The sequence below is a fragment of the Brucella pecoris genome (assembly GCF_006376675.1).
GTDB lineage: Bacteria > Pseudomonadota > Alphaproteobacteria > Rhizobiales > Rhizobiaceae > Brucella > Brucella pecoris.
Genome location: NZ_VEWK01000010.1, coordinates 21184 through 36148 on the forward strand (window position 1 = coordinate 21184; position 14965 = coordinate 36148).

Below are 14965 nucleotides of genomic sequence, written 5' to 3' on the forward strand. Positions count from 1 at the left end.
CCCATGCCCGACACGCCGCTCATCAGACTGGATCATATCCGCAAGACCTATCACAATGGCGACCTTGCCGTTGAGGTACTGCATGGCATCACGCTCGATATTCAGGCTGGCGAATTCGTCGCGATCATGGGTGCGTCCGGTTCCGGCAAATCGACACTGATGAACATTCTGGGCTGTCTCGACAGCCCGAGCGGAGGGCAATATCTGCTCGACGGCGAGGACGTATCAACACTGGACGCCGACGCACTGGCAACATTGCGCCGCCGCACGTTCGGCTTCGTCTTCCAGAGCTACAACCTCATTTCGACCTCAACGGCACAGGAAAACGTCGAGGTTCCAGCGATCTATGCGGGCCTGCCCGCATCGGAGCGCCATGCGCGTGCTGCCGAACTGCTCAACTCGCTGAAGCTCGGCGACCGCCTCGACCATCGCCCGAACCAGCTTTCCGGCGGCCAGCAGCAGCGCGTTTCCATCGCCCGTGCGCTCATGAATGGCGGGCGCATCATCCTCGCAGACGAGCCGACCGGCGCACTCGATAGCCAGAGCGGCGAGGACGTGATGGAGCTGCTGCGCTCCATGCACCAGCAGGGGCACACGGTCATCGTCATCACGCATGCTCGCGAAGTGGCCGAACGTGCGGACAGACTGATCGAAATCCGCGACGGCCAGATACTCTCCGATACAGTCAAGCGTGCCATTCCCGATACGCAGGCCCCTTTCCGGCTGCAGAAGAGCCTTGAAGGCAATTCAGCCCGCATTGCCGATGTTTCGGAAGCGGTGAAGATGGCGATGCGCGCCTTGCGGGCCAATATCTTCCGGACGATCCTGACCCTGCTCGGCATCATCATCGGCGTCAGTTCCGTGGTGACGATGCTCGCCATCGGCACCGGCGCGCAGAACTCCATTCTCGATCGCATCAATGCGATGGGCACCGATCTCATTCTGGTGCGCCCGTCCATGGCAGGTTTTCGCGGGACTGGCCAGATAGCGACGTTGATCCCCGAAGACGCCAACGCCATACTGGAATTGCCGAATATCAGAACTGCCGTACCGGAGGTTACCGGCACGGTGACGCTGCGCCGTGGCAATGTCGATTATCAGTCGCAGGCAAACGGCACTGTTCCCGCCTTTTCCGAAGCCAAATCGTGGAACGTGGCGACAGGCGATTTCATCAGCCAGAGCGATCTGGATAATTATGCGCCCGTCGCAGTGCTGGGCAAAACGGTCGTCAACACGCTGTTTCCCGAAGGCAGCAACCCGATCGGCCAGTATATCCTGATCCAAAAGATCCCGTTTCAGGTGATCGGAACCCTGGAGCCGAAGGGCGCCGGTTTCGGTGGTTCGGATCAGGACGATGTGGTGATCGTGCCGCTCTCGACCGGCAATCTGCGGCTGTTCGGCCAGAAATATGTGCGCACCATCACCGTGCAGGTGAAGGATTCCGACCTCATCAACACGACGCAGGAACAGATTCAGGACCTGCTTGACCAGCGCCACAAGAAGCGCGACACGATGATAACCAATATGTCCTCCATCCGCGAAGACGCAACGGCCATGGGCAATACGATGACGCTGTTTCTGGGGTCCGTCGCTGCAATCTCGCTTCTGGTCGGCGGCATCGGCGTCATGAACATCATGCTGGTGAGCGTGACCGAGCGCACCCGTGAGATCGGTGTGCGGATGGCGACCGGTGCACGGCGGCGCGATATCCTGCTGCAATTCATCACCGAAGCACTCACTGTCTCCGCCATCGGCGGTGCATTTGGCGTCGTGATCGGGCTGGGCGCTGCCGCCGTCGCTGGCTGGGCCGGTCTTTCGGTCGGCTACAGCGTCGGGCCTGTCCTGCTGGCTTTCGCCTGCGCTTTCGCCACCGGCCTGATCTTCGGCTTCCTGCCAGCGCGCAAGGCTTCCCGCCTGCTGCCCGCTGTGGCACTGTCGTCGGAATAGCCAATACAAACCGGAAGGCAGTGCGGCGATGATTCTCCTGAAGCGAGGCCTGTCCGTCACAGCCATAGCGATTGCTGCGATAGCTGCGCTGACGCAGCCGGGCCGCACGGAGACCTGCAACCGCCAAGCCTTTGAAAATACAAATTACATCATCTGCGATGCAAAGGCGGATAGTACAGGCTTGCATCTGTTCTGGAAAAATGGCGACGACGAGCCCTATCGCAATTTTTCAAAAGTAGCTGACGCTGCCGCGAGCCGCGGCGAGACACTGGTTTTCGCGCTCAATGCAGGAATGTATCAGCCTGATTTTTCGCCGATGGGCCTCTATATCGAAGATGGCCGTGAGCTTCGCCCGGCAAGCAAGACGACGCCTGCTCATGGCTCCGGCCCCGTGCCGAACTTCTACAAAAAGCCGAACGGTATCTTCTATCTCGGCGACAAGGGCGCGGAAATCCTGCCGACGGATCGTTTCCTGAAACAAAAGATCAAACCTCGGCTGGCGACCCAATCCGGACCGATGCTGGTTATCCGCGACAGGATCAATCCGATTTTCATCATCGGTTCCACCGACAAGACGCGGCGCAGCGGTGTCGGCGTTTGCAGTGGCGGCGCGATCCGATTCGCAGTCAGCGAGGATGCCGTCAATTTCCACGACTTCGCAAAATTGTTTCGCAACCATCTCAAATGTCCGAATGCCCTGTTTCTGGATGGCGGCGGCGGCGCTGGCATCTATGTTCCCGCGCTGGAGCGAAATGACATATCCTGGCACGGTGGTTATGGCCCGATCTTCGGGCTTGTGGAGTGATATTGAACCGGCGGAAACAGTAAGGCCGGCCTGATGTTCCAGACCGACCCTCGAAATCGTGTTTGCTGTACCGGCTTACTTGAAGAGCAACGGCAGGGTGATTGGCATACGCGCCTTGGCAATTGCTGCTGGCGGTGCGGGCACAGGCGAAGCCCGACGCGCGGCTTCCAGTGCAAGCTGGTCGACCTCTGGATTGCCGGATGAACCTGCCAACTTGACCGAAAGCACATTGCCGGAAGGATCAATCACGAAGTTGATGACCACGCGTCCTTTCGCATTGCGTGCCTTACGCTGCATGAAACGCGTGTTACGGGCCATATGAGAATTCATTTTCGCCTGCCATTTGTTGGAGGCGACACCTGCCGACGCCGAATTCTCGCCCCGGCGATTCGCAGCAGCCTTCTCACCCGCGTCCACGTCCATGCGCGGTGCAGCGGCTTGACGGGTTTCGGGCGCCTTTTCAGCCTTCTTGGGCTTGGGCTTCTCGACCTTCGGTTTTTCCGGCTTCGGCTTTTCAACCTTTTTCGGTTCTGGCTTCGGCTCCGGCTTGGGTTCAGGCTTTACTTCCGGCTTTTCGACCGGCAGCGGAACGGCAACCTCGGGCTTTTCAGCCTCGATGACATCCGGAACGACTTCTTCAGGCTCCTGAACGGCTTGTGGTTCCGGCTCAGGCTCGGGCGGTGTCACCTCTTCCGGTTCCGGCGGTGTCGGCTCTTCCTGCTGCGGTTCAGGCTGCGGGGTCGGTTCCGGCTCTACCTGTTCCTGCGGTGCTTCAGCCGTTTCAGGCTGGGCTTCTTCCGCAACCTGTTCTTCCATCGGCGCTTCCGGCTCCGGCGCAAGCTCCACCACCATCGCGGCAACCTGCGAGCCATCGGGCTGGTCTTCTTCCTGTGCCATGTGAATGGCGTAGGCACCTGCGGCGTGCACTGTCAGAACAAGAATGCCCGCACCCAACCAGCGCCCTGCATCATGCCAGAAGGAATGATGCGGGGTATCGGCCGAAGCCACCTTTACAGGAGGATGGTCGGGCGGAAGTGCATTCATTGCGCGGCTCCCTGCGCAGCAGGCGTTTGCGAGGCGGGTGCCGGTTGCCCTGGCGCATCGGCGGGCGCGGTTCCGGTCTGGTCCGCGCCAACGGTTTCGAGACCAACCAGCGCGATCTTCAGATAACCGGCTTCACGCAGAAGATTCATCACGCGCATCAATTCGCCATAGCCGACATTCTTGTCGGCGCGCAGGAAGATGCGGGCTTCCTTGTTCTTCTCGGACAGGCCGTCGAGCGCCACACCAAGGCGCTCGCGGGCAACAGTGTCGTTGCCGACACTGATGCTGAGATCGTCTTTCAGCGTCACATAAAGCGGCTTGTCGGGACGCGGCGCGGGTGCTGCCGTCGAGGCAGGCAGATCCACCTTTACATCCACAGTGGCCAGCGGTGCTGCCACCATGAAAATGATGAGCAGAACCAGCATGACGTCGATGAAGGGCGTTACATTGATCTCGTGGTTCAGCTCGAGATCATCACCGCCGCCTTCGCGAACTTTACCAGCCATCGTACCTACTCCGCTGCGTGCAGCGTGCCTTCACGCACACCTGCCGTCCTGAAATCGAGGTCGCGGCTGACAAGACGCTCGACCCCTGCCGACGCATCGGCCAGCAACGACCGGTAGCCGGTGATGGAACGGGCGAACACGTTATAGATAACCACGGCAGGGATAGCGGCAACGAGACCAATGGCCGTCGCAAGCAGCGCTTCGGCAATACCCGGCGCCACGACAGCGAGGTTCGTCGTCTGCGCCTGGCTGATATTGATGAACGAATTCATGATGCCCCAGACAGTGCCGAACAGACCGACGAAAGGCGCAATCGAACCGACGGTCGCAAGAATGCCAGTGCCCTTGGAAAGACGGCGCCCGGCCTTGGCTTCGATGCGTGACAGCCGTGAAGAAACGCGTTCCTTGAGACCGTCGCCACCGGCACGTGCCAGTGCAGGCCCCGAAAGGCGAACCTCATCTTCCGCAGCGCGAACCAGGATCGCCCCCGGTCCCTTGGCGTCTTCCAGCGAACGGACGGCTTCGGCAAGCGTTGCCGAATGGCCGATAACCTTCAATGCCTTGGTGGCCCGGCGGCGCGCACCGGCCAGCTCAAGCGATTTGGCAACCCAGATCGTCCATGTGGCCAGCGAAGCGAACGCCAGACCGATCATCACGGCCTTCACGACCCAGTCGGCAGCCATGAACATGCCCCATGGCGACAGATCGTGCGGGAGGATCAGACCGCTCTCACTTCCGACAGGTACGGCAGCGGGAGCGATGGTCTGCGACTGGATCAATTCAGGCGAAGGTGCAGAAGCCGGGGCGGTCGCTGCCGGAGCTCCCGGTTCGTTCGCAGGCGCTGTATTGGCTGGAGCCGGGCTGGACGGCGCTTCCACAGCGGGGGTCGCCGGAGCATTCGTCGAAGGGGATGCATCCGGAGCCACATTCTGGGCCAATGCAGAAGCCGCACCCAGCAAGCCGATGCCCATCGCCGCAGCCATGAAGCCTTTTCGCCAGAAACCAGTCATTTTGATCGCCTTTTGATTGTTCAAATCCGCGCGCACATGACTAAACCCTCATGCAGGCCGTCGCACCGCTTGTTGGGCCTCTTCTTAACTCCCAATAATATGATGACGCAAGTCATGTTTTCGTTTTAACGGCAATTTCGTCCGCCAATCCAGGGATAGGCGAACATTTTTCGGCTCTCGCCTTTTTGCCAGTTGCACATTCACGCCAAATCAGACCTGATAGGTTCAACCGAGGCGCTTGAGGGTTGGATCTAAAAACAAATTCCGGGTGCACGGGAGGAAATGCGGTTCCGAGCTGACCGGAATTCAGCCGGATTCTGGAGGACATGCCAATGATGCTCAAGGATATCCAGACGCTTGAACATGCGGCACGCACCGCTATGGCAGGAAATGACGATCCGCTGCCGGTACAACAGCGTTCATTGAAGCCGACACATGTGGGACTGGCCTTTATCATGCTGGCCGGTGCGGCTTACCTGCTGCTGGCCTGAACCCAAATCTGCAACTCAAAAGCGCGCTTGCCACGGTTTCGCCACCGGGAAGACACCAGTTTCACAATTTTGACGCTTGAATAACACAGATTTTGAGCGGAACGGAAACCGTTTCCCCTCGTTTTTTCTCCTGTTGACGGCGAGATTGCCTCTCGCCTTCGGTTTGCCTTAATTACCGACAGGAGTTTCCATGAAAAGACTTCTCGCCTCCACGGCTCTTGCCGCGCTGATCGCCCTGCCCGCTTTTGCTCAGGATGGTTCACCGATCTTTTCCGACGAGAAACCGGAAAAGCCGGCCGCCAGCGAGAACGGATATGTCGTGGCGTCACCCGGCCAGCTTCTGGTGTCGGGTTTTGTCGGACAGGCGGTCTATAACGGCCCTTCCAACGATGCTGCCAATATCGGCACAGTCAATGACATGATCCTCGGTGCCGATGGCAGCCCGCAGGCAGTCGTCATCGGGGTCGGCGGTTTTCTCGGTGTCGGGGAAAAGAATGTCGCAATCGGCTTCGATCATCTGTCATGGGTGGTTCGCGACGACGGCAAGCGCTGGCTGATCGTGGATGCTACCAAGGAACAGCTCGAAAAAGCACCCGCATTCGATCGCAGCGCAGCTTTCGAAGCTGACGGCGCGCCCCGCGCCGAGCCACCAGCCGCCGAAAAGACGATCACGACTCAGAAGGCCGACAGGGTCATGCCGGACGGCATGAAGCCGGTCCCCTCCGAAGGACTAAGCGCTGACAAACTGATCGGCGCAACGGTTTTCGGTGCGGATGAAACGAAGATCGGAACGGTGGGCGACGTCCTGATGTCCGCTGACGGACAGACCGAGGCATTTGTCGTCGATGTGGGTGGTTTCCTTGGCATCAATTCCAAACCCGTTGCCGTTTCCATCGCCAATCTCGACGTCGCGTCCAGCAAGGACGACAAGGTGAACGTCTTCACGCAGTTCACCAAGGAACAGTTGCAGGCACAGCCCGCCTATTCGGACGCAGCCTATAAGAAGGACCCCGAAGGCACGATCCTTCACGGCGAAGCGGAGTGACACTTCGCGATATTTGCGGAAGCATTATCGGCAATGCTTCCGCCTCTTCCCGCTATTCACCCCACCATTTACCATGACTTGCAACAACCGGCTGGTGTTGTTGCCGCTAATGGCTTTGCATGCAACCATTCAGCCAGCCACACGTTATCCGAACGATAACCGGAGAATGAACAGGAGAGCTGATATGGCGCGTGCATCCGCGAAAACGAGCAAGATCGAAGAAAAGATCGAAGAAGCGCTGACCGATGCCAGCACGGAAGACCTTCAGGCTCAGGTCGAGCAGTTGAAGGAAGACATCGCTGCCATTGCGGCAACACTTGCCAATCTCGGTTCGCAGACCGTCCGCGACGCAAAACGCGGCGCGAAGGAAACCTACAAGAGCGCTTATATTCAGGGCGAAGACGTCATCGACGACCTGCGCAACAAGGCGCAGGATGTTGAAGCCCAACTGACGGCAACGGTGCGCGAACGTCCTATTGCCTCGCTCGCCACTGCACTCGGCGTCGGCTATCTGCTGGCCCTGCTCTCGCGCCGCTGAGGCGTACCATGCTAAAAGCTCTCATGCCCTTATTGTCTGCCCTGGCAGGCGAGGAACTGAAATTCGTCGCAGGTCAAACGAAACGTGCGGCCATTTTCGGCGCGGCAATCGCCATCTTCGCCATCATTGCGATCACCTTCTTCTGTGTCGCCGCTTTTCTGGCGCTGGCGCAGACCTATGGCGGCCCGCTGGCAGCGCTCATTCTCGCTGCATTGTCGCTGATCGTGGCGCTGCTCATTCTCGCCGTTTTGAAAATTCAGGCTGCGTCCGAAGCCAGAAAACGCAAGCAGAAACTTGAGACGGACAAGTCGGCAATGATGGCGACGGCAGCAATCGCAACCGTGCCTGCCATTCTCAAGCGTCCTATACTTGCTGCCGCCCTGCCGCTTGCCGGTATCGCGCTCGTCTCGCTGCTTTCGGATAAGAAGAAGCGTCCTCCGCAGAGCTGAATCACTTCACAGAAGTCCACGGACGCCGACCGCTAGAGCGGTTCCAGTTTAAATGGAATCGTCGGAATTGCTCTATCTATTTGTTTTCACGCATTATCCGACGCAAAACCGCTTCGCACTTTTGCTGGAAATGCTCTACTGGTCGGCGTTTTCTTTCCGGCGACCGATCGGCTATTTACCGACAGGGGCATCGCCCTCTTCGGCCAGCGACGACAGGCGAACAATCACCTTCGTTCCTGCACCATTGTCGGTCTTGCAGTAAACTGGCTTTTCGCCGAACTGCATACAAAGCTGTTCGATAACCAGCGTGCCAAGACCGTTCATTTCGCCGGATTTCTGCTGGTCCTTGTCAAAGCCGACACCATCGTCTTCCACAACCAGCACCGGGATAGCATCTTCGCCCGGCTTAAGGCTGATCCGGATATGCCCTTCTGGACGGCCCTTGAATGCATGCTTGATCGCATTGGTGACAAGCTCGCCGAGAATAATGCCGATTGTCGTTACATCGCGCGCCTTCAGGTCAAGCGGCGCGAAATCCGTCGAGAATTCGATCTTACGATCCTGACCGATGGCATTGCGAATATCGTTGATAACGGTGCCCAGAAAATCGTCGACCCGCGCTGATTCCATATCCTCGCCCAGACGCAGGCGCCGGTGCGCCGTTGACACAGTCTGGACGCGATCGCGTGCAGCAGCAAGGGCGGCGCGAGCATCCTCGCTGCGCGTCTGCCGCATCTGGAGGCCAAGCAAGGATGAAACCGTTGCGAGCGAATTGCCGATGCGATGATTGGTGTCCTGTAGCAAAAGCTCGACCCGCTGGCGCTCCCGTTCGGCAATACGGCGTTCCTGCTCAAGCTCGGCAGTGCGTTCCTGCACGCGCTGTTCCAGCAATTGCTTTTCAGAACGCAGCGCCGTCTGCCCCTCGAACATGGAACGCGCATAGCGCTGAACGCGGGTAAACAGCAAAAGTGCCAGCATGGCAGCCGAAGCCAGCGCCACGATCGACGTCGCCGTCATCCAGTAGCGCATGCGGTTGATCCGCTTGTTGCGCTCGAGAAGCTGCTGTTCTTCCGCATCGATGAATTGCGTGACCGTATTGGCAAGCTGATCCATCAGCACCTTACCCTCGTCACCGCGCACTTTTTCAACCGCTGCCGCCACATCACCCGACTGGGCTAGATTGACGGTCTGACGAACGTCCTCCTGCTCGCGTTCCACCAGCGCACGGATCTGCTTGACCCGCGCATCCTGCAGCGGATTCTGATCCGTCAGAGCCTCAAGATCAGCGAGCGTCTTGTCGACACTCAGGATCGTATTGCGATAGAGATCGAGGTAAGTCTCGTCGAGCGTCAGAAGATACCCGCGACGGCTCATCTCAATATTGCTGGCCAGGCGGGCAACCTTGTCGACCTGTTGACGCAATGCATAATTGCGGGAGATATCAACCACCTGATGGTTGATCCCGGACGACAGAAACAGCGTCATGATCGCCGATAACAGCACGAGACCGAGCGACACGATAACCGCAACCGGCTTCGATGACGATTGAAGCAGTTTTTGCAACAAAACTGATGGCAAGGACGCAACCCACAAACAAACGATCACTTTGCTGACAAGAAATATCAGCCGACGCTAACCTACAAGTGGCTGGAGATAAAAAGCAATCGTTGCGGGCAAAAACAGGCGATGGTTTGAGTTTTTAGCAACACAAGCCCCCCTTTCCATTGGAAAGAGGGGCTAAAGCGATCTCGCTTTACGCGAAACTTCTTAAAGTTGCCCGCGATGAATCGGCGTCCGGACCGTAATCGCTTTCGCCTTCGATCTTGAGAATTTCCTGCAAGCGCGCGCGGGCACGGCTGACACGGCTCTTGATCGTCCCAACGGCACAACCACAGATTTCCGCAGCTTCCTCATAAGCAAAACCCGAAGCCCCGATCAGAATGATCGCTTCGCGTTGATCATCAGGCAATTGCTCCAATGCTGCGCGGAAATCCTGCAGATCGAGCGAGCCATATTGCGAGGGATGCACGGCAAGCTGTTCGCTGAATACGCCATCCGTATCCTGAACCTCACGGCCACGCTTGCGCATCTGCGTGTAGAACTCGTTGCGCAGGATGGTAAAGAGCCAGGCCTTCATATTCGTCCCCATTTCAAAGGACTCCTGCTTGGCCCATGCCTTCATGATCGTATCTTGAACGAGATCATCCGCCTTGTCATGCTGGCCTATGAGCGACACCGCAAAGGCGCGCAAGCTCGACAGCGATGACAGAAGCTCCCGCTTGAACTGTGCATTACTCTCAACCGACGGACCGGGTGCTGTGTTCACGCATACTCTCCTGTTCAGCCTGATCGAGTTTTTCGAGAAGATCGAGGAAGCGATCCGGAATCGTCTCATCCTGTATCGAGGTGTACAGTGCCTTTAGTTTCAATCCGACTTCACAATTTGGTCCTAATATATCCCTCTGAACGCGGCGAGGCGACCTGACCCCGGCTCCGTTCATATGAAGGTTTTCTTTTTCTGCCATATCTTGATCGTTCCGGGCTGATTGCCCTACCCTATTAATCTAAGCCCCTGCTTGTCCGGGAAATGCACGGGCTACCAAAAAGTTCCCTAATATACCCCCCAATCTCGGAACTTTTTTCAAAGCGCCCCGTTATGTGTATCATAATGCTGCGCTCAAAGCATGGGTGGGAGGCCTTAGAACCTTGTCCGCCAATGTGCATTTAGTGAACGAAAGCGGCAGTTGAGGAGTTCCAATACCATGACGTTATCGACGCGTATCGCGCCGCACCTTCCCTATCTCCGTCGTTTCTCCCGTGCTCTTACCGGCTCTCAAGCTTCCGGCGACGCTTATGTTGCGGCTGCCCTCGAAGCCTTGATTGCCGATGTGAGCATTTTTCCGCGTGCCTCTTCCGACCGGATCGGCCTCTATCGCCTTTTCTGCGATCTTTATAAGACGGCCTCGGTTCGCATGCCGGAGCCGACATCGGAATTTGCTTGGGAACAGCAGGCAGCAAGAAATCTTTCGCATATCGCCCCGCTACCCCGACAGGCGTTCCTGCTGGTGGCAGTGGAAGGTTTCTCAGACAAGGAAGCCGCCGAAGTTCTCGAACTGGACGATGCCGAGCTGAGCCGCATCCTGTCGGCTGCTTCGACCGAGATTTCGCGTCAGGTGGCAACGCGCATCATGATTATCGAAGACGAACCCCTGATCGCGATGGATATCGAGCAGATGGTGGAAAGCCTCGGCCATGAAGTCGTTGGCATCGCACGCACCAAGGACGAGGCGCTGGCGCTTTATAACCAGGAAAAGCCGCGCATGGTGCTGGCCGATATCCAGCTTGCCGATGGAAGCTCTGGCATCGATGCGGTGAATGAAATCTTGCAGAACGATACGATCCCCGTCATTTTCATCACCGCTTTCCCGGAACGCCTGCTGACGGGCGAACGCCCGGAACCCACCTTCCTCGTCACCAAGCCGTTCAATCCGGATATGGTGAAAGCGCTGATCAGCCAGGCTCTCTTCTTCGAAGAAGCCTCGCAAGTCGCAGCCTGAACCAAAGATCATAAACTCCCGAAAGGCGTCTGCCTTTCGGGAGTTTCCTTGTTGGCGCTGCCCCGTCCCGAAGTCACACCGCCTTACGTCTTGTCATGAGTATTTAGAGTAGTGAGTGCCTTAATTTTCCCGGAACCACGGAACCAATACGGCTTCGATGTCGTTTCTCCTTCACACAATAAAGAGGAGACCAGACATGCTTTATTATGCGCTCGTATTTCTTGTGGTGGCACTCGTGGCAGGTGCGCTCGGCTTCGGCGGCATCGCTGGTGCGTCAGCCGGTATAGCGCAGATTCTGTTCTTCGTATTCCTTGCGCTGCTCGTCGTTTCGCTCATCGCTTCCGCGATCCGCAAGGCATAACAGGTATTAAATCAAAGGCTGTTTTTGACCTGAAGATATATCAGCCTATATTGCTGCTTATTGAAATTAGCCGCCGCATCCGATTATGCGGCGGTTTACCGGTTCCAGAATTAGGGCCAGTTCAAGGATCGCAAGAAGATCGCTCGACCGAGACCCGCCGAACAGTCGATGAAATGGACGTTATGGCACGCAAATTTCCGCTCAGCATTTCCGGAGTTTTTGCCGTTTTGCCAATGGGCGATCCAGATATGTGTTTCGTCGCATTCTCCGACGCAAAACCGCTTCGCACTTTTGCTGGAAATGCTCTGAGTTCGGTTGCGGGACAATCGGGGCAAATATGACCGCTGGCACAAAATTCACCCTACAGGAAACCGAACCCGACGCAGCCCGTCTGCGGGCGCTGTTGAGGGCAGTGCGAAACAGCAATGTCTGCGTACTCTACCAGACACCCGATCTGGTTTATTCATGGGGGGAGAATATCCCGCTCTACTGGCAGGAAAAATGGAAAGTCGGTGGAAACGACTGCGATTTCATTTTCTCCGCAAGCCTGCACAAACTCGACGGCGCCAAGCGCGCGGCACTCGAGACCGGCGAGGCGCAAAATGTTGAGCTTGCCATCAATGACGGCGACAGGCTGCGCTGGATCGAATTCCACATCGACTGCGATCGCGACGAGAACGGCAATATACTGGGGCTCGTCACCACAGCCATTGAAATCAGCGAACTGAAACGACGCGAGCAGGTGTTGAAGACGCTGTTGCGTGAAGTCAGCCACCGGTCCAAAAATCTTCTTGCCATCGTGCAAAGCATCGCGAGCCAAACGGCGCGTTTCACCGATTCCATCGACGATTTCCTGCTGAAATTCCGCGGGCGCATCCAGTCACTTTCCTATTCGCAGGATCTGGTGACCGATTCCAACTGGCGCGGCGCGCTGTTTCGCGACCTCGTGCATTCGCAGGTGGAGAAATACATCGACGTCAATGACGAACGCCTGACCATTGAGGGCGACAATCCCTATCTTTTCCCCGGTGCCGCATTGCATGTCGGCCTTGCGCTGCATGAACTGGTGGTCAACGCGACCTCTTTCGGCGGTCTTTCGATACCCTATGGTCGGGTGAAGATTTCAGCGAAGGTTGCCCATGTGGCCAGCGGCGATGACAGGCTGGAATTCCACTGGGAAGAAACCAATCCCGCAATGCCGGAAGTTTTCGAGCACGATCCGCGCTTCGGCAGCGCCGTGCTGCAACGCATTGTTCCTGCATCCGTCAACGGCCATGCCGATTATCGCATCGACGGAACCGGCGCAGTCTATTCCCTCGTTATTCCCACAGAGCAGTTTGACGCCTGATCGGGATCGATAACGCCCTCACCAGCCACAAAAAAGCCGCCATGGTCAGGCCTGAACCTGAACCACGGCGGCTTGCTCTGAATTTGCGGAACGCCAGCGGCATAACGTTTGACGTCAGCGCGGCATTCTCGCCGCTCGCCTCGTGCGGGGAGGTTGAGGCGAACTCTGAAAGTCGTGTTGTGGGGGCGGGGTCACGACCTTCATGCGCGCTTAACGCCACAGATGAAACTTGGTTCCGTCAGTTTCCGATTTTTTTGCAATAAAGTTCGAGCCGGTGATGCACGATCTCATAACCGAGCGAACGGGCGATTTCTTCCTGCAATTTTTCAATCTTGTCAGAGCGAAATTCCACCACGTCTCCGGAGTCCATATCGATGATGTGATCGTGATGCGCACCGCTTGCCTGTTCGAAACGCGAAGGCCCTCCGGCAAAGGCATGCCGGTGAATGGCACCGCGCTCTTCGAGAAGCTTCATCGTGCGATAAACCGTCGAAAGCGAGATGCTGCTATCGATCTCGACCGCCCGGCGAAAAATCTCGAGTGCGTCGGGATGATCTTCCGTCTCGGTCAGTATGTCCAGGATGATCCGGCGCTGGCGCGTGATGCGGACACCTGCCTGACGCAGTTCCTGCTCATAATCGGGCTTCTTGTACGATTCTCTCATACCGCGATTATGCACCGACACATCGCCAGTTGCAAATTTTCGCAACTGACGCCTGTCCGATCTCCCCAACCCATTGTTGCGGATGCTCTTTATACCAGGGCGCTGAGATGCTAACGCATCACGCCCTGAAAATGCTCAATCGCCGCACAGGCTTAACCAAAACTCGATGAGCCAAGTCATCAAGTTTTGGTATTAGTGGCTCATGTCCATCAACTGCCCGTATTCGGGCACATCGGACATAGTAGCCTTGTCGTTGAGATGGTACTGCCCGCGGCCTACCCGCACGAAAAGCGCATCGCTTTCCGGTTGATTGTCGGTGCAGTTTTCGGCAAGGAACGAGAAGTATCTGGAGTAAGGCCAGCCCGGAGCGACACGGCGCACATCTCTCGGCGAGAAAGGTTCGGCAAGAACACCTTTCACCCTGACAGCATTATGGATTTGAGGATAAATATTCGATCCAATTTTCCACATGCTTTAACATTAGCACCACCATATATGGCATTCATATCCCGTAAACACGGGATGGCTGCATATTTTTTGCTTGCTCAGAAAATGCTCAATTAGATGAGCAGGCAATTACCAGCCCCACTCAGGTAACAAATCGAAGCGTATCTGCTTTGTCCAAGACCATTGAGCGCGATCATCACTCGGCTGAAGCAAGCACAGTAAAGAGCGCTGCTCCATCACGATCCAGTTCTTCGACCGCCACCGGATAAGTGTCGCCGTCATGCGACTTGAGGCCAACTGCCGATGCTTTCATCGCCTCGCCGATCGCATCCTTGTTGCCCCAGAACTTGCCGCGCTTTGTCAGGTCCGCCCCATCGGCGGGAATAGCCACGCTATATTCCACCGCACCTTTGTCGATACCGTCGCAAATGAGGCTCGCTGATCCGGTCTTGATTGAAATGCTCATCGTTCCTCCGCGTTTGGTTGATCCCACATCGGACCCACCCTAACGCCCATCCGCAAACGTGTAAAACAATGAACCGAAATTAGTATTTCGCCCCGAACGGCACTACCAATGGAGTAGTCCCCGACCCCCGTTTCACCTACGGATTGTAAGACTTTGTTGTTATTCTGGCGACACAACAGAGGGCGCAACAAATGGTAACCCCGATAGCGCAATATGTCAGACGTTCAGTTGCGTATGCAGCGACGAAACTGAATTACAGACAATCGATCGACAGGATCGCATCCGAT

General features: G+C 56.9%; 18 protein-coding genes. 9 read left to right on the forward strand and 9 right to left on the reverse strand.

What is annotated here, in order from left to right; translation table 11 throughout:
• Window positions 1-3 precede the first annotated feature (3 nt).
• Together FIB18_RS17295 and FIB18_RS17300 are read left to right on the forward strand one after the other, a co-directional pair.
• Window positions 4-1947, forward strand: coding sequence for a MacB family efflux pump subunit (locus FIB18_RS17295; RefSeq protein WP_140021897.1), 1944 nt, complete (start codon window positions 4-6; stop codon window positions 1945-1947).
• 28 nt (window positions 1948-1975) lie between these two features.
• Window positions 1976-2752, forward strand: coding sequence for a phosphodiester glycosidase family protein (locus tag FIB18_RS17300; protein WP_140021898.1), 777 nt, complete (start codon window positions 1976-1978; stop codon window positions 2750-2752).
• 75 nt (window positions 2753-2827) lie between these two features.
• On the opposite strand, the gene FIB18_RS17305 is transcribed toward FIB18_RS17300, so the two are convergent.
• From FIB18_RS17305 to exbB, 3 genes are read right to left on the reverse strand one after another with little or no spacing between them, the layout of a single operon-like run.
• Entirely contained in the window at window positions 2828-3796 is a 969-nt protein-coding gene (locus tag FIB18_RS17305; RefSeq protein WP_140021899.1) for an energy transducer TonB family protein, read from the reverse strand.
• On the reverse strand, window positions 3793-4302 hold the full coding sequence (gene exbD / locus FIB18_RS17310; protein WP_140021900.1) for a TonB system transport protein ExbD: 510 nt from the start codon (window positions 4300-4302) through the stop codon (window positions 3793-3795). The genes FIB18_RS17305 and exbD overlap by 4 nt, the downstream gene beginning before the upstream one ends.
• A gap of 5 nt (window positions 4303-4307) precedes the next feature.
• Window positions 4308-5348, reverse strand: coding sequence for a tonB-system energizer ExbB (exbB, locus tag FIB18_RS17315; RefSeq protein WP_140021901.1), 1041 nt, complete (start codon window positions 5346-5348; stop codon window positions 4308-4310).
• Window positions 5349-5644: 296 nt separating this feature from the next.
• Between exbB and FIB18_RS25010 the strand changes: the two genes are divergently transcribed.
• The 4 genes from FIB18_RS25010 to FIB18_RS17330 all read left to right on the forward strand — a co-directional run bounded on the left by FIB18_RS25010 (window position 5645) and on the right by FIB18_RS17330 (window position 7835).
• Window positions 5645-5803, forward strand: coding sequence for a hypothetical protein (locus FIB18_RS25010; RefSeq protein WP_167522198.1), 159 nt, complete (start codon window positions 5645-5647; stop codon window positions 5801-5803).
• A gap of 190 nt (window positions 5804-5993) precedes the next feature.
• A complete protein-coding gene (locus FIB18_RS17320) occupies window positions 5994-6848 on the forward strand; it encodes a PRC-barrel domain-containing protein (RefSeq protein ID WP_140021902.1) in 855 nt (284 codons plus the stop codon).
• Window positions 6849-7032: 184 nt separating this feature from the next.
• Window positions 7033-7386 carry a DUF883 family protein gene (locus FIB18_RS17325; protein WP_140021903.1) on the forward strand — a complete coding sequence of 118 codons (354 nt, stop codon included), beginning with the start codon at window positions 7033-7035 and terminating at the stop codon, window positions 7384-7386.
• A gap of 8 nt (window positions 7387-7394) precedes the next feature.
• Window positions 7395-7835: a phage holin family protein gene (locus FIB18_RS17330; RefSeq protein WP_140021904.1), complete on the forward strand. Its 441-nt coding sequence runs from the start codon at window positions 7395-7397 to the stop codon at window positions 7833-7835.
• 171 nt (window positions 7836-8006) lie between these two features.
• On the opposite strand, the gene FIB18_RS17340 is transcribed toward FIB18_RS17330, so the two are convergent.
• The 3 genes from FIB18_RS17340 to FIB18_RS17350 all read right to left on the reverse strand — a co-directional run bounded on the left by FIB18_RS17340 (window position 8007) and on the right by FIB18_RS17350 (window position 10360).
• Window positions 8007-9413 carry a sensor histidine kinase gene (locus FIB18_RS17340; RefSeq protein ID WP_140021906.1) on the reverse strand — a complete coding sequence of 469 codons (1407 nt, stop codon included), beginning with the start codon at window positions 9411-9413 and terminating at the stop codon, window positions 8007-8009.
• A 175-nt stretch (window positions 9414-9588) separates the two neighbouring features.
• Window positions 9589-10161, reverse strand: coding sequence for an RNA polymerase sigma factor (locus FIB18_RS17345; protein ID WP_140021907.1), 573 nt, complete (start codon window positions 10159-10161; stop codon window positions 9589-9591).
• Window positions 10133-10360 (reverse strand): NepR family anti-sigma factor, encoded by a 228-nt coding sequence (locus FIB18_RS17350; protein ID WP_140021908.1) that lies wholly within the window; start codon window positions 10358-10360, stop codon window positions 10133-10135. Before FIB18_RS17350 ends, FIB18_RS17345 begins: the two co-directional genes overlap by 29 nt.
• A 237-nt stretch (window positions 10361-10597) precedes the next feature.
• Here FIB18_RS17350 and FIB18_RS17355 point away from each other — a divergent pair, with 237 nt between their 5' ends.
• The 3 genes from FIB18_RS17355 (at window position 10598) to FIB18_RS17365 (ending at window position 13101) form a co-directional block, all read left to right on the forward strand.
• Window positions 10598-11392, forward strand: a complete 795-nt coding sequence (locus tag FIB18_RS17355; protein WP_105542627.1) for a response regulator — start codon at window positions 10598-10600, stop codon at window positions 11390-11392.
• Between the two features lie 196 nt (window positions 11393-11588).
• Entirely contained in the window at window positions 11589-11753 is a 165-nt protein-coding gene (locus FIB18_RS17360; protein ID WP_007876538.1) for a DUF1328 domain-containing protein, read from the forward strand.
• Window positions 11754-12090: 337 nt separating this feature from the next.
• The gene (locus FIB18_RS17365) at window positions 12091-13101 is read left to right on the forward strand and encodes a sensor histidine kinase (RefSeq protein WP_140021909.1); all 1011 of its coding nucleotides are present in this window, start codon (window positions 12091-12093) and stop codon (window positions 13099-13101) included.
• A gap of 238 nt (window positions 13102-13339) precedes the next feature.
• Here the strand turns inward: FIB18_RS17365 and FIB18_RS17370 are convergent, their stop codons facing one another.
• The 3 genes from FIB18_RS17370 to FIB18_RS17380 form a co-directional block, all read right to left on the reverse strand.
• Window positions 13340-13765: a transcriptional repressor gene (locus tag FIB18_RS17370; RefSeq protein ID WP_140021910.1), complete on the reverse strand. Its 426-nt coding sequence runs from the start codon at window positions 13763-13765 to the stop codon at window positions 13340-13342.
• A 192-nt stretch (window positions 13766-13957) separates the two neighbouring features.
• Window positions 13958-14236: a hypothetical protein gene (locus FIB18_RS17375; RefSeq protein WP_140021911.1), complete on the reverse strand. Its 279-nt coding sequence runs from the start codon at window positions 14234-14236 to the stop codon at window positions 13958-13960.
• A 172-nt stretch (window positions 14237-14408) separates the two neighbouring features.
• On the reverse strand, window positions 14409-14678 hold the full coding sequence (locus FIB18_RS17380) for a hypothetical protein (RefSeq protein ID WP_140021912.1): 270 nt from the start codon (window positions 14676-14678) through the stop codon (window positions 14409-14411).
• Window positions 14679-14965: the final 287 nt, after the last annotated feature.